General features: G+C 51.5%; 18 protein-coding genes and 1 pseudogene. 8 read left to right on the top strand and 11 right to left on the bottom strand.

Features of this window, described 5'->3' with window-relative positions; all coding sequences use genetic code 11:
* The first annotated feature begins 292 nt into the window (after positions 1 to 292).
* Positions 293 to 1,957, top strand: a complete 1,665-nt coding sequence (locus tag ACFX4U_RS13460) for a methyl-accepting chemotaxis protein (RefSeq protein ID WP_313506504.1) — start codon at positions 293 to 295, stop codon at positions 1,955 to 1,957.
* Positions 1,958 to 2,119: 162 nt separating this feature from the next.
* Positions 2,120 to 2,317 carry a hypothetical protein gene (locus tag ACFX4U_RS13455; protein ID WP_305736858.1) on the top strand — a complete coding sequence of 66 codons (198 nt, stop codon included), beginning with the start codon at positions 2,120 to 2,122 and terminating at the stop codon, positions 2,315 to 2,317.
* 51 nt (positions 2,318 to 2,368) lie between these two features.
* Here ACFX4U_RS13455 and ACFX4U_RS13450 read toward each other — a convergent pair whose 3' ends face one another.
* The 6 genes and pseudogenes from ACFX4U_RS13450 to ACFX4U_RS13425 form a co-directional block, all read right to left on the bottom strand.
* Positions 2,369 to 3,460 carry an NADH:flavin oxidoreductase/NADH oxidase gene (locus ACFX4U_RS13450; RefSeq protein WP_313506503.1) on the bottom strand — a complete coding sequence of 364 codons (1,092 nt, stop codon included), beginning with the start codon at positions 3,458 to 3,460 and terminating at the stop codon, positions 2,369 to 2,371.
* A 158-nt stretch (positions 3,461 to 3,618) separates the two neighbouring features.
* Positions 3,619 to 4,434 (bottom strand): annotated as a pseudogene (locus tag ACFX4U_RS13445) (phosphate/phosphite/phosphonate ABC transporter substrate-binding protein); the annotation flags it as partial.
* Positions 4,400 to 5,365 carry a fatty acid desaturase gene (locus ACFX4U_RS13440; protein ID WP_305736861.1) on the bottom strand — a complete coding sequence of 322 codons (966 nt, stop codon included), beginning with the start codon at positions 5,363 to 5,365 and terminating at the stop codon, positions 4,400 to 4,402. The pseudogene ACFX4U_RS13445 and the gene ACFX4U_RS13440, both read right to left, overlap by 35 nt.
* Before the next feature lie 112 nt (positions 5,366 to 5,477).
* Positions 5,478 to 5,861, bottom strand: coding sequence for a putative quinol monooxygenase (locus ACFX4U_RS13435; protein ID WP_305736862.1), 384 nt, complete (start codon positions 5,859 to 5,861; stop codon positions 5,478 to 5,480).
* Positions 5,862 to 5,904: 43 nt separating this feature from the next.
* Positions 5,905 to 6,270, bottom strand: coding sequence for a nuclear transport factor 2 family protein (locus tag ACFX4U_RS13430; protein WP_313506501.1), 366 nt, complete (start codon positions 6,268 to 6,270; stop codon positions 5,905 to 5,907).
* A 54-nt stretch (positions 6,271 to 6,324) separates the two neighbouring features.
* Positions 6,325 to 7,074 carry a glucose 1-dehydrogenase gene (locus ACFX4U_RS13425; RefSeq protein ID WP_305736864.1) on the bottom strand — a complete coding sequence of 250 codons (750 nt, stop codon included), beginning with the start codon at positions 7,072 to 7,074 and terminating at the stop codon, positions 6,325 to 6,327.
* 162 nt (positions 7,075 to 7,236) lie between these two features.
* Between ACFX4U_RS13425 and ACFX4U_RS13420 the strand changes: the two genes are divergently transcribed.
* The 5 genes from ACFX4U_RS13420 to ACFX4U_RS13400 all read left to right on the top strand — a co-directional run bounded on the left by ACFX4U_RS13420 (position 7,237) and on the right by ACFX4U_RS13400 (position 13,531).
* Positions 7,237 to 8,142, top strand: a complete 906-nt coding sequence (locus ACFX4U_RS13420; RefSeq protein ID WP_313506500.1) for a LysR family transcriptional regulator — start codon at positions 7,237 to 7,239, stop codon at positions 8,140 to 8,142.
* A gap of 386 nt (positions 8,143 to 8,528) precedes the next feature.
* A complete protein-coding gene (locus ACFX4U_RS13415) occupies positions 8,529 to 10,790 on the top strand; it encodes a TonB-dependent siderophore receptor (RefSeq protein ID WP_313506499.1) in 2,262 nt (753 codons plus the stop codon).
* A gap of 795 nt (positions 10,791 to 11,585) precedes the next feature.
* Positions 11,586 to 12,524, top strand: a complete 939-nt coding sequence (locus ACFX4U_RS13410) for a hypothetical protein (protein ID WP_313506498.1) — start codon at positions 11,586 to 11,588, stop codon at positions 12,522 to 12,524.
* A 9-nt stretch (positions 12,525 to 12,533) separates the two neighbouring features.
* Complete coding sequence (locus tag ACFX4U_RS13405) at positions 12,534 to 12,824, top strand: hypothetical protein (RefSeq protein ID WP_200551438.1); 291 nt, start codon at positions 12,534 to 12,536, stop codon at positions 12,822 to 12,824.
* A gap of 302 nt (positions 12,825 to 13,126) precedes the next feature.
* Positions 13,127 to 13,531 carry an H-NS family nucleoid-associated regulatory protein gene (locus tag ACFX4U_RS13400; protein ID WP_017455745.1) on the top strand — a complete coding sequence of 135 codons (405 nt, stop codon included), beginning with the start codon at positions 13,127 to 13,129 and terminating at the stop codon, positions 13,529 to 13,531.
* A gap of 109 nt (positions 13,532 to 13,640) precedes the next feature.
* On the opposite strand, the gene ACFX4U_RS13395 is transcribed toward ACFX4U_RS13400, so the two are convergent.
* A complete protein-coding gene (locus ACFX4U_RS13395; RefSeq protein WP_313506497.1) occupies positions 13,641 to 15,188 on the bottom strand; it encodes a carbohydrate porin in 1,548 nt (515 codons plus the stop codon).
* A gap of 237 nt (positions 15,189 to 15,425) precedes the next feature.
* Complete coding sequence (locus tag ACFX4U_RS13390; RefSeq protein ID WP_313506496.1) at positions 15,426 to 17,312, bottom strand: beta-glucoside-specific PTS transporter subunit IIABC; 1,887 nt, start codon at positions 17,310 to 17,312, stop codon at positions 15,426 to 15,428.
* Between the two features lie 442 nt (positions 17,313 to 17,754).
* On the opposite strand from ACFX4U_RS13390, the gene ACFX4U_RS13385 reads away from it, so the two are divergent.
* Entirely contained in the window at positions 17,755 to 17,940 is a 186-nt protein-coding gene (locus ACFX4U_RS13385; protein WP_313506495.1) for a hypothetical protein, read from the top strand.
* A 52-nt stretch (positions 17,941 to 17,992) separates the two neighbouring features.
* Here ACFX4U_RS13385 and ACFX4U_RS13380 read toward each other — a convergent pair whose 3' ends face one another.
* From ACFX4U_RS13380 to ACFX4U_RS13370, 3 genes are all read right to left on the bottom strand, one after another.
* Entirely contained in the window at positions 17,993 to 19,390 is a 1,398-nt protein-coding gene (locus ACFX4U_RS13380; RefSeq protein ID WP_313506494.1) for a 6-phospho-beta-glucosidase, read from the bottom strand.
* 28 nt (positions 19,391 to 19,418) lie between these two features.
* A complete protein-coding gene (gene licT, locus ACFX4U_RS13375) occupies positions 19,419 to 20,249 on the bottom strand; it encodes a BglG family transcription antiterminator LicT (protein ID WP_313506493.1) in 831 nt (276 codons plus the stop codon).
* Positions 20,250 to 20,618: 369 nt separating this feature from the next.
* A complete protein-coding gene (locus ACFX4U_RS13370; RefSeq protein WP_313506492.1) occupies positions 20,619 to 21,155 on the bottom strand; it encodes a FlhC family transcriptional regulator in 537 nt (178 codons plus the stop codon).
* Positions 21,156 to 21,344 lie beyond the last annotated feature (189 nt).

Below are 21,344 nucleotides of genomic sequence, written 5' to 3'. Positions count from 1 at the left end.
TGGTAGTCGATAGAAATAACCTTTTCAAGTAATTGCTGAAAAATAATAGACGACTATTATGAATTCAGATAGCTTATGTGATCGAAGTTCAGGAATAATATCTTGCACTCTGATTAATTATATTTAAGTTGATTGATATCAACATCCATAAAATAGAACATCTTTTCAAAAAGTTAAAAGACCGTTTTATTAACGCCAATCGCGTTCTGGTCAGAATGTCATGGAGGGTGAAATAGCCAGAGAGCTGGGCCAATGCCAACCTGAGGGTAATTTCTATTACCGGGGAAACAACATGAAAATACTTCGCGACATAACTATCCGCAAAATGCTGATCATCATTTTATCGCTTTTCAGCATTATTTGGGGACTGGCAACCGTCCTGACATTTCACAATTTTTCAACCATTGACCAATTACTGACGCAAAACGCGGGGCAAAAAAATGTCTACGCCTTGTTGGTGAAAGGAAACGATCAATATTTCCGCACCGTAACCCGTATGCTGCGCGCCATGGATTACCAGCAAACCGGTGATGACGAAAATGCGAATAAAACCTTCGCCTCCGCTGAAAAAGCACTGGCCATTACCCAGGATATGCTGGCGAAGTTTCGCGCCAGCCAGCACCCAGGTGTCGATAGCGAAGTGGTTGCCGCCATGATCCGCGACTGGGACGCGCTGCTCAACAACGGCATTGTGCCAATGCTGAATGCCGCCAAAAATAAACAACCGGATACCTTTCGCGACTTATTTCGTAAAACCTATCCCCCGCTGAGCGTGCAGTTTGGCACAACGGCGGAAAAATACACGCAAGCGATCCAGTCCAACGATTTACTGGATCAAACTCAGGAACAGGTGATTTTTAATAAATACGTGCTCGCCGCCGCCTTAATTGCCGGTATCTTCACGCTGTTTCTCACCGACCGCTACCTGGTGAATTTCCTCGTCAAACCGCTGCGCATGATCCAGACACATATGGAAACCATGGCCGCCGGTAAACTGAATCACGAATTGCACGAATTTGGTCGTAACTGTGCGGGCCAGTTGATTCCTTTCATCCGCACCATGCAGGAGAGTTTGAGAAACACGGTGGAAACTATCCAGGAGAGTTCTACCAGTATTTACCGCAGCACGAATGAGATCAGAGAAGGCAACGAAGAGCTTTCCGGGCGTACCGATCAGCAAGCCGCCGCGCTGCAACAGACCGCCGCCAGCATGGAAGAGCTTACCTCAACCGTGCGTAACAACGCGGAGAACGTGCGTGAAGCCCGTAAACTGACGGAAAACGCGCAGCACACCGCACAAAAAGGCGGCGAAATTACCGCGACCGTGGTGAAAACCATGCACGGAATTTCCGAAAGCTCGCAGAAAATTGCTGACATTACTAACGTTATCAACAGCATTTCGTTCCAGACCAACCTGCTGGCGCTGAACGCGGCGGTTGAAGCGGCGCGCGCCGGGGAGCAAGGCCGTGGATTTGCCGTGGTCGCCAGTGAAGTACGAGCGCTGGCAAGCCGCAGTGCGCAGGCGGCAAAAGAGATCGAAACGCTGATCCATGAATCCGTCTCCCGCGTAAAAACGGGAGCCGAACAGGTTCAGGAAGCCGGTGGCGCCATGTCGGTGATTATCAACTCCATTGAGCATGTGAATAAATTAATGACGGAGATTTCCGTCGCCTCCGATGAACAAAGCCGTGGTATTGACCAGATTGGCCAGGCAATGACCGAAATGGACGGCGTAACACAACAAAACGCCGTGCTGGTGCAGGAAGCGAAAGCTAACGCCGTCTCGCTGGAAAAAGAGGCTGAGCGGCTGAATAAAACCATCGCCATGTTTGATTCTGGCGTGAAGGAGAACCGCCGTGGCGCGCAGCCAGGCAGAAGCACGTTACGCCAGTCGCCGCAGTTGGCGCTGGCTGCCTCATCAACAGGTGAGAGCCGCGATAACTGGCAATCTTTCTAAGTAAATTTCTGCCCTTTCACCAGGCCCGAGGCTTCACGTTTCGGGCTTTTTTTATTTGTATTACAAACACCTAATGCATTTATCACGCTGTGATTTTGATAAATGGCGGAAATATATCTGTGTGCTAAATTTCTCTGTAGACCAATCGGGGAGGGATAACGCATGAAGTTCAATGATGAGCACACGGGACTCATTGGATTAGCCATTGGCGCGGCCGTGATCGGACTTGTTTCAGAACGCAAAGCCATTAACCGTGACAGCATCGTGCAGGAGATTGAACGGCAGGGCAGAAACCGAGGCGATGGCGTAGAAGAAGAGGTATTCTTCGAAGCGGCAGAGTTGGTGCGAAAAGGCGTTTAGCGGGTCAATCGCGGTGAGCCTGGCGAAACGACAAGCTCACCGATTCATGCGTTATTTAACCGTTCCTTTCACACCGTGCGGTTCGGCGCGGCGATACTGCGGCGCGATATGTACCGCACCGTGTAAGGCAGCGGCGGCATGCCACGGCCAGCGTGGATCGTAGAGCGCACCTCTTGCCAGCGCGATAAGATCGGCCTCCCCTTGCTGCAAAATTTCTTCTGCATGCTGTGGCTCGGTAATCAGCCCCACGGCGATAACCGGCATATTGGTCTGCTGGCGCAGCGCTTTGGCAAACGGCACCTGATAACCCGCCGTCACCTTAATACTTTGCAACGGTGAAAGCCCACCGCTGGAGACGTGAACATATGCGCCGCCCTGGGCTTCAATTTTTTTCGTCAGTACTACCGATTGCTCCAGATCCCATCCGCCTTCTACCCAGTCAGTCGCCGAAATGCGAATGCCTACGGCAACGGAAGCCGGTACCGCTTCACGCACGGCGCTAAACACCTCTTGCGTGAAACGCAGGCGATTTTCAAGGCTACCGCCATACTCGTCGCTGCGCTGGTTGGAGAGCGGCGAGAGGAACTGATGCAGCAAATAACCGTGCGCCGCGTGGATTTCAATCACCTCAATCCCCAGCGCCACCGCACGCAAGGCGCTGTCGACAAACGCCTGTTTAACCCGCGCCAAATCTTGTTTTGTCATTTCAAGCGGCGGACGTTCAGCCGGGTCGTGCGCCAGCGCGGAGGCTGAGATCGTTTGCCAGCCACCCTCTTGAGGCGAAAGCTGTTTCCCGCCAAGCCAGGGCGCGCTGACCGACGCTTTACGGCCTGCATGCCCAAGCTGGATGCCGATTTTCACCTGCGAGTACTGGCGAATATCGTCCAGCACCACGCGCAGCGCCTGCTCGGTTTCGTCATCCCACAGGCCGAGATCCTGCGGTGAAATTCGCCCTTGTGGCTCAACGGCAGTGGCTTCGATAATCAGCAGCCCCGCCCCGGAGAGCGCCAGGTTACCTAAATGAATGCGATGCCAGGCAGTCGCTTTCCCTTCTTCGGCGGAGTACTGGCACATCGGGGCGATAACGATGCGGTTATCCAGCACAACGTCGCCAATATTAACTTCTGTGAATAACTGACTCATATCTCATCCTTTTCCGGTTTCGCAAAGGGCACTCCCGGACGGCAACAGTGTGAATGGTTTGCATGACTTTCAGCCAAATTTCCGGGCTTGTCTTTGGCGGCACGTGCCCTTTTCACGGCATTTACCTTTGATAACATAATGAAATGACTACCGAATTGTAGCTGCGTGACGCCGCGTGCTGCGGCCTCATCCCGCCATCTCAACAACAAAGCATAGTCCTGTCGCGTGGTCACGCTAAAACCACCAATCAATGTCGCGGCACAGGTTTCGCGAAAACGCGCGTCGCTGACCAGTTGCTGCAACGCCTCTCTTATTGATGCGAGCGTGGCGGCGCTGCTCCGTTGCGACGTGATCAACGGCAGCCCCGGTGCTAACGGGCTTTGCGCTATCACACGCAGCCCGCGCAACAGGGAAGGTTCGTGGTGTTGCAATAAGGCGAACGTTACACAGTCGATGGCGGCGATATCCGCCGTACGGTTGTGCAGCGCTACCAGCGATTGCCGGTGGCTGCCGCTGAAATGGGGAGCATCAGCGAAAAATCGCCCGTCGCCCGCAAGCTGCGAAACCATGTAACGCAGCACGTTATAACCTGATTGCGAATCGACGGAATTACACACCGCGCGACGACCGCGAAAATCCTCCAGCGAAGTCGAGCGTTCCTCATTACGCGTCACCAGCAGGCTGCGATAGCGAAAACCTTCACAGCCCGGCGCAAGGTAGTGGAAGCAGCCAACCAGTTGCACATCCGGTAGTTGCGTTACCAGCGGATAGCCACAGGTCTGGCTGAGCAGCAAATCGTCACGCCGCCAGTGGGCAAGCAGGTCGCTTTGCGGCCAAATCAGCTGCGCCGGAAGCCCGCGCTCCGCCAGAAGTTCGCATAATGCCTGGCCCAGCGCGGCTGTTTCTGGCGGCGCGACGTTATACATCGGCAGGGCAATGTTATTCACTGCGTACTTTGCTTGCGGGGTGTGCATTGACCTCTACCGGGGTAAAGAAAAACTGCCGTAACCATTCACTATAGCCGCGCACCAGAAACCCGCTATTGCGTTGCTGATACGCCGCTTTGTCGCGCAGGTAAACCGTTCGCAATCCGTACCACGGCACAGCGGGCAGATCATGATGCACGGAGTGGTAGTTGAGGTTAAGAAACAGCAGACGCCACGGCCACGCGGCTTCGTTGATCACCGAACGCGCTAACGGATCGTCTGCTGCGCGGTGTTCGAGAAAAGAGCGCACTTTGGTGATAGCCAGCGCCGGGTAGCTGACCACCAGCACAAACCAGATAACGGAAAACTCACAATGGCTTATCCAGGCAAAAGTCACGACCAACAGCGCACCGTGTACCAGCCACATCAGCATGGCTTTGCCTTGCCGCAAGCGAAATGCCGCCACCATTCCCGCCAGCAAATGCGCAATATCCAGCGCCGGAGCCAGCAATAAACGGCCTGCAAAGGTATTACGCAACTGAATTAGTTTTCGCTGCCAGCGCGTCAGTCGATGCCAGTGTTGGGTGGAAAAATAGTAGGATTCCGGATCATCTTCCGGCAGCGTCAGTAAGTGCGTGCGGTGGTGAGCCAGGTGCGAATCGCGATAAATACCGTATGGATACCACACCGCCAGCGGCATTAACCCCAGCAGTTGGTTAAACCAGGCCCAGCGCGTAGGATGCCCGTGGATCAGCTCATGTTGTACCGATAAATACCAGGTGGTGAAGAGGATCAGAAGCGCGGTTGCCGGCAATAAACCGAGCATTTTCCAGTGCGCGAGCGTGCTGAACCAACCGCCATACACCGTAACAATCACCAGCCAGGTAGGCAGCTCGCTGCGCCACAGCCAGCTGCGCGATAACCGCCTGACAGCGGCTCGCTGTTGTTCATCTAAATAGACCGCGCTGCTTTTCGCCATTCACGTGTGACTCCCCGCATTCTCATATCGCCACGATGTGAGAGAACGCCGGAAATAACAAAGTATTTAAATGGCTTAGCTATTGAGGAAAAACACTTAGCGCGGCGGCGGCTCAGGCCACTTTGCCGCGCGGATCATCAACGTGTTGCAGGGCAACATCGTAGCGAACACCCTGGCGGTTAAGGATGCGCACATTTTTAACTACCGTCGCCAGGGCCTGCAGAAAGGTTGTCGCGTTTTCATGGCGCTGGTAGGCGGCTTCATCTTTCCAGCCTTCCACCAGGTGAAAGGCGTTGGCATCGGTCAAATCCTGCGCGAAAGCATAATAGATACAGCCCGGCAGTTTGCGTGCCGCCGCCATTTCCGCCACCACGGCATCAATAAAGGTTTTCCTGTCCTCAGGATGGACACGATAGTAAGCGCTAACAACGATACCTGTAGCAGGCAGTTTGTTATGGTCGGCGCTGGAAAAACGCAGGTTTGCAGGTGTGTTCATAATGATTCCTCAATGGGCAGTGAATGATGCAGCTTACCGACCATTACGGCGTGTTGATAAATACCCAAAGGCTGGCAAGACGACCGTCGCGCACGGTGAAAATATCCTCACCGCGTATCAAGTTCGGGTTCTCCTGTGGACCATAACCCCAGGTGACACGCCCTAAACCGTGGTTCCATGTCACCGGAACGGGGGTGAAGGAAAACCCCGGATGCTCACCTTGTACGCGAGCAATCAGTGCGGCGACGTTCTGAAAGCCAGTGGCCACATCGGCATAATCCGCAACGAAAAAATCGTCGGTATAGACATCGGAAAATGTGGCGACCTGTTGTTCAGGGTGTGCGCCATTCCAGATAACAAAATGTTTGTCGATCAGCTGCTGAGCGACCAAAAGCGCGGACATGCTCATGTTCTGCTCCTGCGTTGCGGGCTGGCACAACGACGGCCAGCCCGGCGTGGTGAATTAGATTTGCGCCATGCCGCCATCGACGAACAGCTCAGCACCATTGATAAAGCTGGAAGCGTCCGAAGCGAGAAACGCCACGACTTTGCCAATCTCTTGCGGTTCACCCAAACGGCCCAACGGAACCTGGGCTGCCAGCGCGTCGAACAAGCCCTGGCGATGCTCATCCGGCACCAGTTCACCTAAACCCGGCGTGCGGATTGGGCCTGGGCTAACCACGTTAACGCGGATACCGCGCCCTTGCAGATCGAGCGCCCATGAACGGGCAAAGTTACGCACCGCCGCTTTACTGGCGCTGTAAACGCTGAAACTGGCGGTTCCTTTCACCGATGTCGTCGAGCCGGTGAGAATGATTGAAGCGTTGTTCACCAGCAGCGGGAGCGCTTTTTGCACGGTAAACAGCACGCCGCGCACGTTGGTGGCGAAAATGCGGTCAAAATGTTCTTCGGTAATCGCCCCCAGCGGCAGCATGTCGCCGCCACCGGCGTTGGCAAACAGGATGTCGAGCCGCCCGGCGCTTTTCGCAATCTGGGCAAAGACGGCATCGAGATCCGCCATCACCGAGGCATCGGCGCGAATGCCCGTGGCGCTGGAACCAATACGTTCAACCGCCGCGTCCAGTTCTGCCTGGCGACGACCGGTAATAAAGACGCGCGCCCCCTGCTCTGCCAGCTCTTGTGCGGTTGCCAGACCAATGCCGCTTGTCCCGCCAGTCACCAGTGCGATTTTGCCATTCAGTTGTGTGCTCATGTTGTATTCCTCGGTTCAGTTAAGGGATGTGCCTGCGGCAAATTCGTTTGCCATCTCAGGTATGGCGCTACTCTACCTTTCACGTTTTTATTGAAAAATACCGAAAAATGAAAATGACTATTCACCACTGTGTATAATCATCACAGCAACGGAGGAACTGGCATGGATCAATTACTGGCGATACGCGCTTTCGCCCGCGTGGTTGAAGCGGGGAACTTTACCCGGGCGGCGGATTCACTGGAGATGCCCAACGCGACATTGAGCAAGCTGGTGCAGGAACTGGAAGCGCACCTGGGTGTGCGGTTATTGCAGCGCACCACCCGCCGCGTGACGGTTACGCCGGAAGGGCGCGACTATTATGAAAAAACGACCCGTATTCTGCGCGATCTCGAAGATGTCGACGGTTCGTTCAATGCCGCACGCGGTACGCCAGGCGGGCAGCTTCGCGTCGATATTGGTGGCTCCACGGCGAAAGATGTGCTGATCCCCGCCCTGCCGGATTTTCTGGCGCGTTATCCGGACATTCGTCTTGATTTGGGCGTTGCCGATCGCCCGGTGGATCTGATTAGCGACAATGTGGATTGCGTGATCCGTGGCGGGCCGCTGGATAGCTCCTCGCTGATTGCCCGCCGTATTGGTTCTGCCACGCTTATCACCTGCGCAACGCCGGAATATTTGAAAACATTCGGTACGCCGGCCTACCCGGAGGAGCTTAAAAACGGCCACCGGCTGGTCAGCTACCTCTCGCCACAAACCGGCCGGGCGTTTCCGTTGCGCTTTGAGCGCGATGGCGAGAAAACCGAAATTAAAGTGGCGCACCGGATTGGTATTAATGAGAGCAATGCGCATCTCGCTGCCGGGATGGCGGGGCTGGGGATTATCCAGACCTTCAGCTATTCACTCGGTGCGGCGCTACAAGCGGGCACGCTGGTGGAGATCCTGCGCCCGTGGCGGCCAGAGCCGTACCCTTTTCATGTGGTGTATCCACAAAACCGCCACGTTACGCATCGTCTGCGCGTGTTCATTGACTGGCTGCTGGAGATATTTCCCCAGCGGGTGGGAAAATAACCGCAAAATAAGCCTGAACAGATAAATGGCATAGGGTAAACATCGTGGAAACAATATGAACGCAATGGGGATTTACGGTGATTTTGCATGTACGTCATTTATATTTCATGGCGTAAATGCCAGACAAAAACAATCCCAAGATATTGATTATAAATAAAAAACCATTTTATCCAGATGTGAATCATTCTCAACTTGATAACAGATCCCGTTTCCACTACCGTCAGCCCGACATGATTATATTGCAGAGGCTCTGCTAATCCCGTCATGTAAATAACCTCTCTCGCGTTCACTCTTTTTACTGGCGTAAATAATAGCCGTGGCTGCACGCGGCCTCGCTACGCCTGAAAAATGAGGAGCGAGCAAAAAAAGAAAACAGGGAAAATGGCATGAAACACACTTCGCATTACTCGCTGACCATGCTGGTTCACGTGGCGCTGTGGGGGCTGACGCTTCCGGCGTATGCCGCACAGACCAGCACGACATCTGACAATGCGCCACAGGACACCGCCGCCGCGCAAAATGAAGACACGCTGGTGGTCACTGCGGCGAAACAGACGTTGCAGGCCTCGGGGGTTTCCACTATCACCGCCGGGGAGATCCGCAAGCATCCACCAGCACGCGATGTCTCGGAACTGATCCGCACACAGCCAGGCGTGAACCTGACCGGTAACTCCACCAGCGGCCAACGCGGTAATAACCGGCAGATCGATATTCGCGGCATGGGCCCCGAAAACACCCTGATACTGGTGGATGGCAAACCGGTGACCAGCCGCAATTCCGTACGTTATGGCTGGCGTGGCGATCGCGATAGCCGTGGTGACAGCAGTTGGGTACCGGCAGAGATGATCGATCATATTGATGTGATTCGCGGCCCGGCAGCGGCGCGCTATGGCAATGGCGCGATGGGCGGTGTGGTCAACATCGTGACTAAACCCACTTCTGATGCGTGGCACGGCTCATGGAATACCTATCTGAACGCGCCGCAACACCGCAAAGAGGGGTCAACCAAACGCACCAATTTCAGCCTTAACGGCTCCCTTTCGGATACGGTCAGTTTTAACCTGTGGGGCAACCTGAGCAAAACCCAGGCTGACGCGCAGGATATCAACGCAGGCCACGAAGCCGCGCGCACGGGTACGTATGCCGGATCGTACCCGGCCGGTCGCGAAGGGGTCGTCAATAAAGATATTCACGGCAAAGTGCGCTGGGAATTCGCGCCAATGCAGGCGCTGGAATTTGAATCCGGCTATAGCCGCCAGGGCAATCTCTACGCGGGCGATACGCAAAACACCAACACCAGCACGCTGGTAAAAAGCAAATATGGTGAAGAGACCAATCGCCTTTATCGCCAGACCTATGTAGTGACATGGACCGGCGGCTGGGACAACGGTGTCACGACCAACACTTATGCGCAGTATGAACATACGCGTAATTCGCGGATGAGCGAGGGACTGGCGGGCGGCACAGAGGGCATTTTCTCCAGCGATAAATTTGCCGATATTGATCTCGCTGATGTGTTGCTGCACAGCGAGGTGAATATTCCATTTACCCTGGCGGTGGAGCAAAACCTGACGCTGGGAACCGAGTGGAACCAGCAGCGAATGAAAGATGGTGTCTCCACCACCCAGTCGCTCTCCTATGGTTCAATAGACGGCATCAGCAGCACCGACCGCAGCCCGTATAGCAGCGCGGAGATTTTCTCACTATTTGCCGAAGACAATCTGGCACTGACCGAAAGCACGATGTTGACGCCAGCGCTGCGCTTCGATCATCACAGTATTGTGGGTAATAACTGGAGCCCATCGCTGAACCTGTCGCAAGTGCTTGCCGAAGACTGGACGTTGAAACTGGGGATCGCCCGCGCCTATAAAGCGCCGAATCTCTATCAGCTTAACCCGAACTACATCCTCTACAGCAACGGCCAGGGGTGTTACGCCAGTAGCGCCGCCTGTTATCTGATGGGTAACAGCGACCTGAAAGCAGAAACCAGCGTCAACAAAGAGATTGGCATCGAATATAAGCACAACGGCTTCCAGGGCGGTATCACGTACTTTCGCAACGATTACCGCAACAAGATTGAATCCGGCTATTCTGCCGTTGGCACCGCCAGCAATGGCACGACGAATATTTACCAGTGGCAGAACGTGCCTAAAGCACTGGTGGAGGGGCTGGAAGGTACGCTGAATGTGCCGGTTAGCGAAACCATTAACTGGACCAATAATATGACGTGGATGCTGCAAAGTAAGAACAAAACCACCGGCGACCGTTTGTCAGTTATTCCGCAGTTTACGCTGAATTCCGCTCTGGAGTGGCAGGTGCGCGAGGATCTCTCGTTGCAAGGCACCTTTACCTGGTATGGTCGTCAGAAGCCGAAACGCTTTAACTATAAAGGTGAATCCGTCTCTGGCAGCGAGTTGAACGAAGTGAGCCCTTACAGCGTTGTCGGTCTGAGTTCAACCTGGACGGTGAATAAAAACCTGAGCCTGACCAGCGGCGTGGATAACCTCTTCGATAACCGTCACTACCGCGCGGGCAATGCGCAAACCACGGGTAACTCGACTACCGGCGCCTGGTTATATGGCGCGGGAGCGCAAACGTATAACGAGTCCGGGCGAACATTCTATGTCAGTGTGAATACGCACTTCTGATATCTGACATATACATAAAGCCTGGTGGCGATGTGTTTACCAGGCTGATGCCATGCCGCAACCCATCGGTGGCGGCTTCTCTTTTTTTAATGCTTGCGCGTTATATCTTCTGACAAAATCTCCATGACTTGCGCATATTGCTTTCACCTTCAGGGGCTACGATTAGCGCCGTTGACGTTGATGGAAATGAATTCCGCCAGTGCTCAACAGTGGTGCAATGCCACTCTTCGTTAAGTCGTACCTCTCCCCCCTTCCATTTCCCAACCGCCTGCGCGCGGTGGAGGGGGGACTCCACTGTTTCAGGCGTCGCGAAGGTGTTATCGCTATCATTCATCGCTATGCTATGCATGAAGGTCTTTTTACTCGTTCAACTCCACCCGTGAATTAAAATCCTGTCGCTGAATACAGCGCCACGCTATTTAACCGACTGCCGCATCGTTTATTCCCGGTGTCTTTATTTCCGCAAACAAACTACGGTCATATGCTTTTGGGGTGCGAAGCACACAAGATGCATAAGCTCCTGGGCGTGACCCGAGCTTTTTCACCATCAACTAAATAGCCGCATTAGATTTATCTGCAAGTGGCGAAACAGGTTTCACAACCCTTAAAAATTGCGCAGTGAAAATGGCTTCTCTGCTGCGCCGATATCCATTCTTCCTCCATCCTTTCATCATAATTAAATGTGATCCTGCCGCTTCATTCGGCTTATGGTGCGCAGATTCTCTTTACTTAAGAAACGACTCATAACCAAAGCCAGCAACCGCGCCCTTTGCTCTCTCTTTTAGACGAAATGTCATGTTGAAAAAATGCAAAATTATCGCTGGTTACGTGTCTTCTCCTTTTAGGCTTCACGCCATATGCGCATATAAAATCAACACCATTCATTCTGCCGGGCAACAGCGTGCCGACGCGCTGCTTCCTGAGTTTATAAAAACCAGAGCAGAAGCCATAGCCGCCAATATGGTACGAATCCGCATTATTGTTAACCAAACGGTTAGTAAGAAAATAGCGCGAAACCAGTGGCAATTACGCGCTCCGGCTTCGGGGTGGAAAGTTAGCGCCGCCCGGGAATACTCACAACAAAAACGGCAAGCGAACAGTGAAACGTTGCCCAATGATTATCGCAACCGCGGTTATGCGCGTTTTGTCATTAATTCCGTTCAGGTTAGTCTGATGCCGGATAAACAGCAGTTAAATATCGCCAAACGTGAGCGCTACCAGACGACTAACACGGTTATCAACAGCGTACTGACTCACTACCGCCAGTACGAAAGTAAAACCCATAGCAGCGCAGCTAACGCCCGCGTGGAAATGAATATCAGAACATTGTCCGGTAAATATGGCGACGCCTGGCGGCAGGGAAATACACAACGGGAAAGTGCGGTGTCACAAAATGCATGCCGCGATCGCACCGGCTATTTTGAACCCGCGGAGAACCCAATATCCCAGGCTCTGGTTGTAAGGTTCAGTTTTACACCGCCCCAAAACGCAACAGCAGACCGCTTTAGCCTATTCGTTATTACACAGTTATCGCGCTGCAATTCATGTCGCCGCGCGTTTTCTCGCAAGCTGAATCCTTTAAAAAATAGGGTCGCGTTAAGGCCAGGCAGTTTCAGTTTAATATCAGAAAAACCCGCTAACAGGATAAAACCCGCCTCCCATCATTTATGCGACACGCTGTGTGCGCCGCAACGCGCGATATCCAGCAACGCAATTATTACTGTATGTAATTAAAAGATGAGTATGAAAAAGAAACCACAACTGACGGTCAACAAGGTGGATTTTTATGACTTTCGATATGAACTGGAGCGTGCCGTGCTTGCCACCAATCGAGAATATTCTCAACAATGCCTGACGCGGGCAAAATTCCTTAGCTACTTATTGTGTAGGAACCTGAGCCATCAATATGTGGTCATGTTTAATGAAACATTTAGCAGTGCTGAAATTGCCGCTTGCGCTAACGCAAATCAAAAAGAAAAAACGCGCCAGTTCAGAGATAACTTTTACCGTTTGAAACAGGCGCTATACCTGTAATGACTCTTTGTTAAGAAAAATCTGCCTCTGGCAAGCGAAAGTCAATGCAAAGATATAGGTTATTTCATGATGAACAAGCGGCATTTACTAACGATTCCGATAAAAATAACCCTTAAATTCTGTGGCTTTTTTAATGCCGCATTGTTACTAAATTACCCTTAGCGAGATACCTACAAAGTCATAGGGTTGCAAAATCACATATATATTTGCTAAAACCTATAATTCCATATTGATTTTTATGTCGTTATCACTAAAAATTAATTCCGATAGATTATTCATTTTTCCGCACACGGAGTGACGCTATGTCAGAAGCACTTAAATCACTTAATAACATTCGCACCCTGCGAGTTCAGGCCCGTGAGCTTACCCTTGAAGCTCTTGAAGAGATGCTTGAAAAACTGTCAGTTGTTGTTGAAGAACGTCGTGAAGAAGAATCTTCTCTACGTAAAGAACAAGAAGAGAAAGAAGCCAAGCTGGCTGCGTTTCGTCAAAAACTGCTGGATGAAGGTATCGATCCAACCGAACTTTTATCCTCGCTGAAAGGACAAACGACGAAATCAAAATCTGTTCGTGCACCGCGCCCTGCCAAATATAAGTATATTGATGAAGACGGCACGGAAAAAAGCTGGACCGGCCAGGGCCGCACACCGAAAGTGATTGCCAAAGCACTGGAAGACGGTAAAAAACTGGAAGATTTTGCCATCTAAAAATAAAGGGTTTGTCTTTATCCCACCCTGCATTTTTATCGCTTTCTAACGCAACATCTGCATGCGTTATTGTTCCCCGCCACCCCGGCGGGGATTCTGTTTTTGTTGTTCAAAAGACCACTTCAGCCTGCACACCAAAACTTATTTGATAATCCTTACCGTCGTTAAAGGTCTGGCTATCGATCTCATGCTCTAACGCTTTCAGGTAAGTACTATAGAGACGAAGTTCCGGTCGGGAATTAAGAATGCTGGTATCCACTTTATACACCTGCGCCAGCGTCACCTTATAACCAGATTCATCCGATGTGGAATTATTGACGCGATTTTTCTGCGTGAAATACCCCAATTCCAGCGCCGTCTGCATGTTTTGATTCCAGATCCATGACGGACGAATAACCGCACGCGCGGTGGTAAAGTCCGTATGCGCGCCGGTATATGTCGAGTAAAGATCGTGGCCGCGACCATACACCAGCGCATGCGCCATGATTAACTTCTCACCCAGATAGAACTCCCCCTGATCCACTAACCGCCAGCCAATACCGCCGCTGTGAATACCGTAGTAAGAACTGTTGTAATCAAAATCCGGATTGGCGCTGGAAATATTCATGAACTGGCTGGCAAGGGAGTTATTTGCCACTTGCAGCGTCAATTCGTTTGAGCCTTTCAGAATGGGATTACGCAAAATCGCCTGTCCAAGCCATGAGGATTTCACCTGATAATAATCATTATCCGCCTGCGCTTTTTTCTGCTCATCCGTCTGGTTAGCAAACGCATATTTCGCCCCCAGCTCCAGCGTCATATTTTCGCTGACAGGAAGATTCTTGTAGCGAACTTCCGCGATATTGACGTTAACCTGCGTGGTATCGCTACAGCTGGAAGAACCTGCCGCACACACCGTACTGTAGTTATCAATATCATTACGCGTTATTGCCATACTGAGTGCGCCAACCGGCAGCTTCCAGTTTTCTATCCCAACGCCTGCACCAGAAAGTGTGCGATTGCTTTTCCAGTCCAGTAGCTGAATTTCATACTGTGGCAGCGTATGTTTCCCTACCCAGACCGACGCCTCTGGCGCAAAAGGAAGCAGCCCGTTGCCTTCCACATAGAGTTTACTCAGTTTGCCCATACCGCCGCCGGACATCCCTTTTTCAAAGGATTCATTGCTCTGGGTTAACCCGAGATCGCCCTCAAATTGCACATTCGCCCAAATAGCTTTGTCGCCATCACGCCATGCTCGTTTCTTTAATGACAAGTTATACCAACCGTCATATTCGTTACCAAAACGCCCAAGCGATCCCACTGCCCAGGATTTTGGTCCGCCATTGGTGGTGGTTGCCCAACCCGAGCGGAAATAACCGGAATATTTAAAGCCGGTATCATCCTGCACATACTGGCTTATTTTTTTCAGTGTCCCTGCCGACAGCTCCGGCTCCGTTTTAACCTGCGCGGCCGTAGCCTGAACCGTCGCATTAGATTGCGCCGTAGGCGCGGCTGATGAAGCAACGTTGCGTAGCTGCGCGTGCTCTTTTTCTTCATAGGCTTGCAGTTTCTGCTGCGTAACGCGCAACTGCGCTTCCAGCGCCGCCATGCGTTGTTCAAGCGTTAGCGGCTGCGCCATTACCCCGCTACTTGCGCCGTAACAGGATAATAACGCCACGGCAATACACCTCTTTTTAGAAATTATGTTGTTCACCTTCATGAGTTCCCCTCGGTATTACCCCCAGAAAACAAAAAGACCCGCAACCGACGGAAAATACTCCGTCAGTTGCAGGTCTCGCCTGAATAAAATCAGTAACGTCCTGTGGGGGTAGATCAATTAACGCATAAATACGTTTTTAATAGGTTGCGGCGACAACCGCCCCCGCCGCAAATAGCTTCCCGCTGACAGCGAGAGTTACACCAATAGCGCCATTACCGGCTCGCCAAAGCGGGAATGGGATTTATCGCTAATGTGTAATTCGCGCCAGGCTTCGCTGTTGGTGATGACCACTGGCGTCACCGTGTCATAACCCGCCTGTTTAATTTCATTGAGATCGAAGGTCAGCAGAAGCTGGCCTTTTTTGATTTCATCGCCTTCGTTCACCTGCATATGGAAATATTGCCCATCCAGTTGCACGGTATTAATCCCGACGTGGATCAGTATTTCCGCGCCCGCCGTGGAGCGAATGCCAATAGCATGGCCGCTGGCGAAGGTGCTGGCAATATGGCCGTCGACCGGGGAATAAACTCGTCCTTCATCAGGAATAATGGCAAAACCCGGCCCGACAACGCCTGTCGAAAAGACCTTATCATCCACTTCAGCCAGCGGGATTAACGCGCCGGAAACCGGTGCAGTAATCTGCTCAGGAGCCAGCGCAGCGGTTTTCGGCATCACCGGTTGATGTGCGGTATGCTCTTTTTCACCCGCAGATGCGTGAGATATCGCTTGTACGGAAGGTTCGTCAAAACCAACGATTAGCGTAAGCACCAGGCTGCCAATAAACGCCACGCCGCAGCCAATAAGAAAACCGATAAAACCGTCGCCGTAGAAAATAGGCAGCGTCAGCAGCCCCGGCATGCCCATTGAAATCGCCGAGCTTTTGGCATACCCAACCACCGCACCGCCAAAGGCCGCCGCGATCACCGCGCAGATAAACGGTTTTTTCAGTTTCAAGGTGACGCCGTAGACACCCGGCTCGGTAATGCCGAACAACGAAGCGATAAAGGTACTGCCCGCCAGTGCTTTCAGCTTTTTATCTTTCGCGCACAGCATCACCGCCAGCAACGCACCGGACTGGGCGAAAACCGAGGGGCTGGAGGCGGCTTTAAGAAAGCTGTGTCCCATCACCGAAATGTCGTTGATAAAAACGGTAACAAAGCCCCAGTGCACGCCGAAAATCACCAACACCTGCCAGGCGGCAGCCATCAGCGCGCTGGCAATAATCGGGTTGAAACCGTAAATCGAAACAAATAAAGAGGCGACAACCTCACTGATCGAAATACCAATCGGCCCGATGGTCATTAACGTCAGCGGCACCATCAACGTCAGCAGGAAAAACGGCGTCAGAATATTGCGCACGCTTTCATGAATATGACGGTTGAGAAAGCGCTCTATTATCGACATCAGCCAGACGCTGAAAATAATCGGGATCACCGAGCCGGTATATTTCATCATCACCACCGGCAGGCCAAAAAAACTCACCGGCTGACCGCCATCAAATAACCCTTGAATGCTGGGGTAAATGAGCGCTCCCGCGATCGACACGGCAACAAAGATATTGGTTTCAAATTTACGCGCAGAGGTGATGGCTAACAGCATCGGCAGAAAATAGAACAGGCTGTCGGATGCGGCATGCAAAATAATATAGGTGCTCTCTTTATTGCTCAGCCACCCGGCGGCCAGCACAATCGCCAGCGCGCCTTTTAGCACACCGGCTGCGGCCATCGCGCCTAATAATGGCGTGAAAATCCCGGCCACCAAATCGATCAAACGCCCTAACAGCGAGGCTGTATTTTGCGCCGGTTCCGCAGGCTGTTTCTTCTTATCATCCTCCAGTAATCCGGAGATGGTACCAAACGCGCGGAACACGTCTGGCACGCGGTTGCCAATCACCACCTGTAACTGGCCTGAACCATTCACCACGGTAATGACGCCGTCCAGCGCGTCGAGTTCGGCCAACCGCACTTTGCTGTTATCGATGATTTTAAAGCGTAAACGCGTCGCGCAATGCACCAGCGTCGTAACGTTGCTCTCTCCACCTACCAGCTGCAGAATATTTTCTGCCAGTACTTTGTTATTCATAATGAGACTTCCCGTTTCACAAACGACAGTAATAATCAGATCACCCTGGTGTTGCCTGCATCCGCTGGCCAGCTGGAAAAAAGCAAAAAAAAACCTGGATAAAATAGTGTGTAAACACACTGCTTTATCCAGGTCTCGCCCAGAATTTCTCTGGTGACGTCCTTAACTAACGCCCTCTTTCTAACAAGCCGCGCAGGCAATTACCACCGCAAATGATCAATTTGTGAAAATCATCACGCAAATAGCGTTAACCCGGAATTGAACAGGCAGGCAAATACAGAACCCCGGTCACATTTATCAATATTATGCGTTGCCTGCCTGAACGACTCTTTTTATAACCATGCCCACAGGACGTTACACCTCCTTTTGGCGAAACCTGCTTTCCGTTGCTCCGCCAGGCAACGGAAAGCAGGTTTTTGTTTTTTAAGATAGGGAAAACGCCATGTCACTTCCAAAAACGCTATTAAGCACGTTACTGGCGCCTGGGAATAGTGACTCACTTGGTGCCAGCTTTACCGCACCGCAAGTCAAAACCGCGACGCCATTCCACATCATTTTGCAGGTGCAGGATGACGGCATGCCGTCACTTTTCGCTTACCGCCGCGCGATTGTCACCGTGACGCCATAAACGACAAATGCCGGATGGGCGTAAGCCACATCCGGCATAGTTTGCACTCACATTACGGCGCTAACGTTTCCCCATTACTGCTGATCACATCGCGATACCAGAAGAAGCTTTTCTTACGCCGACGCGCCAGCGTGCCATTCCCGGCATCGTCGCGATCCACATAGATAAAGCCATAGCGTTTCGACATCTGCGCGGTTCCGGCGCTGACTAGATCAATCGGCCCCCAACTGGTATACCCCAGCAGTTCCACGCCATCTTCAATCGCCTCTCTGACCTGCACCAAATGCGCCTGCAAATACTGGATGCGGTAATCATCTTCAATCGAGCCATCCGCAGCGGGGACATCCTTCGCCCCCAGCCCGTTCTCCACAATAAACAGCGGCTTCTGGTAACGATCGTGCAGTTCATTGAGCAAAAATCGCAGCCCTTGCGGGTCTATCTGCCAGCCCCACTCGGAGCTTTCAAGATGCGGGTTGGGGATCATGCGCATAATATTGGTGCGCGAGCTTTGATAGAGCTCCGGCTGTGCGGCAGCGCAACCGCTCATGTAATAACTGAACGAGATAAAATCGACCGTCTCTTGCAGATCCTGTTCATCCTGCCCGGTGATATTGAGCGAAATGTTATTTTCGCGGAAAAAGCGGCCAATCCACGCCGGATAAGCACCACGCGCCTGAACATCGCCAAAAAAAAGCCAGTCGCGATTTACCCGCTGCGATTGCAGTACATCTTCCGGTTTGCAGGTGATCGGATAACGAATGCCACCCAGCAACATGCTGCCGATTTTGGCATCCGGGATGATTTCATGGCAGGCTTTTACCGCGCGGGCGCTCGCCACCAGTTGATGATGAATGGCCTGATAGATCTCCTGCTTACTTCGCTCACCCGCAAGCCCAACGCCGGTAAACGGCGCATGCAATGCCATGTTGATTTCGTTAAACGTCAGCCAGTATTTCACTTTATCGCGATAGCGGGTAAAGAGCGTGCGCGCGTAGCGCTCGAACAGGTCGATTACCTTCCGGCTGCTCCAGCCATCATAGTTTTTCACCAACCCGTAAGGCATTTCGTAGTGTGAAAGCGTGATCAACGGCTGGATGCCATAGCGTGCCATTTCATCAAACAGCCGGTCGTAAAAAGCCAGCCCCTCTTCGTTTGGTGCGCTTTCATCGCCATTTGGGTAGATGCGCGTCCAGGCAATCGAGGTGCGCAATACTTTAAAACCCATCTCAGCAAATAACTGAATATCTTCCGGATAACGGTGGTAAAAATCGATGGCCATATCTTTGATACCGGTGCTGTTCGCGTCACGTTCAACGACATTACCGTGTATTCCCTGCGGTTGCAGATCGGAAGTGGAAACGCCTTTTCCTCCCTCGTTCCATGCGCCTTCGACCTGGTTTGCGGCGACCGAGCCACCCCACAGAAAACCTTCGGGAAATCTCATTTGCATAGTTACTTTCTCCTTTATCTTGCCGCCGTTAACCACCGCTCAGGCGATTGATATGGATCGTCAGGAACATCACTTCGTCGGTGGTGAGCTGGCACTGGTAATTTTTTTCAACATAATCATTAACTTTCATCGCGCAGGCATAGGCAGCCGGCATCATACTGGTGATGCCCTGATAGATGCTGTCGTCGCCGTGCGCGACGGTATTGCGGTTCAACAAACGCAGTGCGAAAAATTTGAGGTGTGTGATAAGCCGCTGATAATTTAGCGACTCTTCGTCATAGGTCAGGTGCAGATCGTATTTCAGGATTGTCAGCACATCTTTAATGATGGTGGCACTCTGCATGGTGCTTTGCATGTCACTGTTATTCCTGGCGTTCGCCAGATGCAGTGCGATAAACCCGGCTTCATCCTCCGGCAGGCTAATGCCGAGTTTACTGTTGATAAGCTGCAATGCCTCAAGCCCCACCGCATATTCCTGGGCATAAAAACGTTTAATGTCCCACAGCAAAAAGTTCTTAATCACCAGTCCGTTGGCTTGCCGCTGGATAGCAAAATTTAAATGATCGCTTAACGCCAGGAACAGCGTGTCCTGCACTGTGATCGCCAACCGCTGCTGGGCCAGCGCAATGATCTGCTGTGTGACAGCCAGATAAGGGGGCGGAATTTCCGCCAGTAGTTGCGAAAAGACGTCCGCCAGTCCTTCCGACTTTTTGACGAACTGGCTTTCAATCTGGCTGTTGTCGACCTTATCGCCCGGTCTTTTGCCAAAACCAATGCCCCGCCCAATCGCCACGATCTCTTCTTGCTGCGCATTGGTGAGCAGGACAGCGTTGTTGCTGAGTATTTTTTCTACTTTCATTTTCAGCTTTCTCACTGTTTAACCCAGATGTTCTTCCCGGAGGAGTACGCCCGAAAAAAAAGCAAAAAAAAACCTGACTCCATTGCCGCCACGCAAGGCAACAATGGAATCAGGTTTCGCTCAGTTTTCTTCTGATTACGCCCTGGGAACTCTTATAACGAATCAGACGAGGCGGCTCAAGCCTTCAAAACGGGAACTGTGATGATAATCATGGATGTGTGATCAGTGTCCTGCAAACCGTGCAATCCATTGCAGGGTTGTACATGTATTTTTTGCTACTGGTGGAAATATTTTACCGGGAACATTGACATACAGCAGAGGAAATAATGTTGAATTCGAATCCTTTATCTATATAAATGCTATCAAAAATTAATCGCTAAGCTGTTGCGTTTTATTTAATAAATAAGAATTATTCCGACTCGCTAAACAGGCTTGCTTTAATAAACCGGATTCTAATTGCAAACCAGGTTCAAAACACAACTGATATATATATTTTTCCAGCAAAGAAGGCGCGGATTGCTCGCCAAAACAGCATGCAGGTTCGCACCCATCGCTACAGGCAAGGCACTTCTCATAAGCCTCGATTAATACCCAGCCCTGAACCAGCGTCAACACCGGAGCAGACTGCAACTCCAGCAGACAATCACTGACATAGAGCGAGTAAGCTTCAAGGGCTGTGCGGCTTGTCGCCTCAGTGTCATGCTTTTTTAGTAACCGCCATATCCGACCAAAATGACGGACGTGTATCCGGTGAGTATGATCCAAAAACCACGCTTTCGTGAAGGGAGATCTGCTGTAAGTATGCTTATCTCCTTCATTATCAGCGAATATATTGCAGACGCCCCTGTTCGCTAAAAATAATACCAGAGACATCTTTTGCAGTTCAGAAATATAAGATTTATTCATTGCTTCACAAAAGAATATAAGAATTTACTGTAGCACCCATAATCAATAATACATTTTACATGAAAGTTTGCCACAAACATTTCAATGATACTTAATAAAAATTTGTTACCCGTATCCCAAAAACAATACTTAAATAAAATGCAAACTAATGTTTTCTTAATAAATAGACTTAAAGCGGAACAAACGAGT

Origin of the sequence: Kosakonia sp. YIM B13588 (genome assembly GCF_042788165.1) — a bacterium.
In the GTDB taxonomy this organism is placed as follows: domain Bacteria; phylum Pseudomonadota; class Gammaproteobacteria; order Enterobacterales; family Enterobacteriaceae; genus Kosakonia; species Kosakonia sacchari.
The sequence above is the reverse complement of the archived record's forward strand: the minus strand, read 5'-3'. Positions and strand labels throughout refer to the sequence as shown.

Excerpts from the sequence above, each read along its gene's own strand:
- ACFX4U_RS13460 (WP_313506504.1), top strand. The coding sequence starts at position 293 with ATGAAAATACTTCGCGACATAACTATCCGCAAAATGCTGATCATCATT.
- ACFX4U_RS13455 (WP_305736858.1), top strand. The coding sequence starts at position 2,120 with ATGAAGTTCAATGATGAGCACACGGGACTCATTGGATTAGCCATTGGC.
- ACFX4U_RS13450 (WP_313506503.1), bottom strand. The coding sequence starts at position 3,460 with ATGAGTCAGTTATTCACAGAAGTTAATATTGGCGACGTTGTGCTGGAT.
- ACFX4U_RS13440 (WP_305736861.1), bottom strand. The coding sequence starts at position 5,365 with ATGGCGAAAAGCAGCGCGGTCTATTTAGATGAACAACAGCGAGCCGCT.
- ACFX4U_RS13435 (WP_305736862.1), bottom strand. The coding sequence starts at position 5,861 with ATGAACACACCTGCAAACCTGCGTTTTTCCAGCGCCGACCATAACAAA.
- ACFX4U_RS13430 (WP_313506501.1), bottom strand. The coding sequence starts at position 6,270 with ATGAGCATGTCCGCGCTTTTGGTCGCTCAGCAGCTGATCGACAAACAT.
- ACFX4U_RS13425 (WP_305736864.1), bottom strand. The coding sequence starts at position 7,074 with ATGAGCACACAACTGAATGGCAAAATCGCACTGGTGACTGGCGGGACA.
- ACFX4U_RS13420 (WP_313506500.1), top strand. The coding sequence starts at position 7,237 with ATGGATCAATTACTGGCGATACGCGCTTTCGCCCGCGTGGTTGAAGCG.
- ACFX4U_RS13415 (WP_313506499.1), top strand. The coding sequence starts at position 8,529 with ATGAAACACACTTCGCATTACTCGCTGACCATGCTGGTTCACGTGGCG.
- ACFX4U_RS13410 (WP_313506498.1), top strand. The coding sequence starts at position 11,586 with ATGTTGAAAAAATGCAAAATTATCGCTGGTTACGTGTCTTCTCCTTTT.
- ACFX4U_RS13405 (WP_200551438.1), top strand. The coding sequence starts at position 12,534 with ATGAAAAAGAAACCACAACTGACGGTCAACAAGGTGGATTTTTATGAC.
- ACFX4U_RS13400 (WP_017455745.1), top strand. The coding sequence starts at position 13,127 with ATGTCAGAAGCACTTAAATCACTTAATAACATTCGCACCCTGCGAGTT.
- ACFX4U_RS13390 (WP_313506496.1), bottom strand. The coding sequence starts at position 17,312 with ATGAATAACAAAGTACTGGCAGAAAATATTCTGCAGCTGGTAGGTGGA.
- ACFX4U_RS13385 (WP_313506495.1), top strand. The coding sequence starts at position 17,755 with ATGTCACTTCCAAAAACGCTATTAAGCACGTTACTGGCGCCTGGGAAT.
- ACFX4U_RS13380 (WP_313506494.1), bottom strand. The coding sequence starts at position 19,390 with ATGCAAATGAGATTTCCCGAAGGTTTTCTGTGGGGTGGCTCGGTCGCC.
- licT (WP_313506493.1), bottom strand. The coding sequence starts at position 20,249 with ATGAAAGTAGAAAAAATACTCAGCAACAACGCTGTCCTGCTCACCAAT.
- ACFX4U_RS13370 (WP_313506492.1), bottom strand. The coding sequence starts at position 21,155 with ATGAATAAATCTTATATTTCTGAACTGCAAAAGATGTCTCTGGTATTA.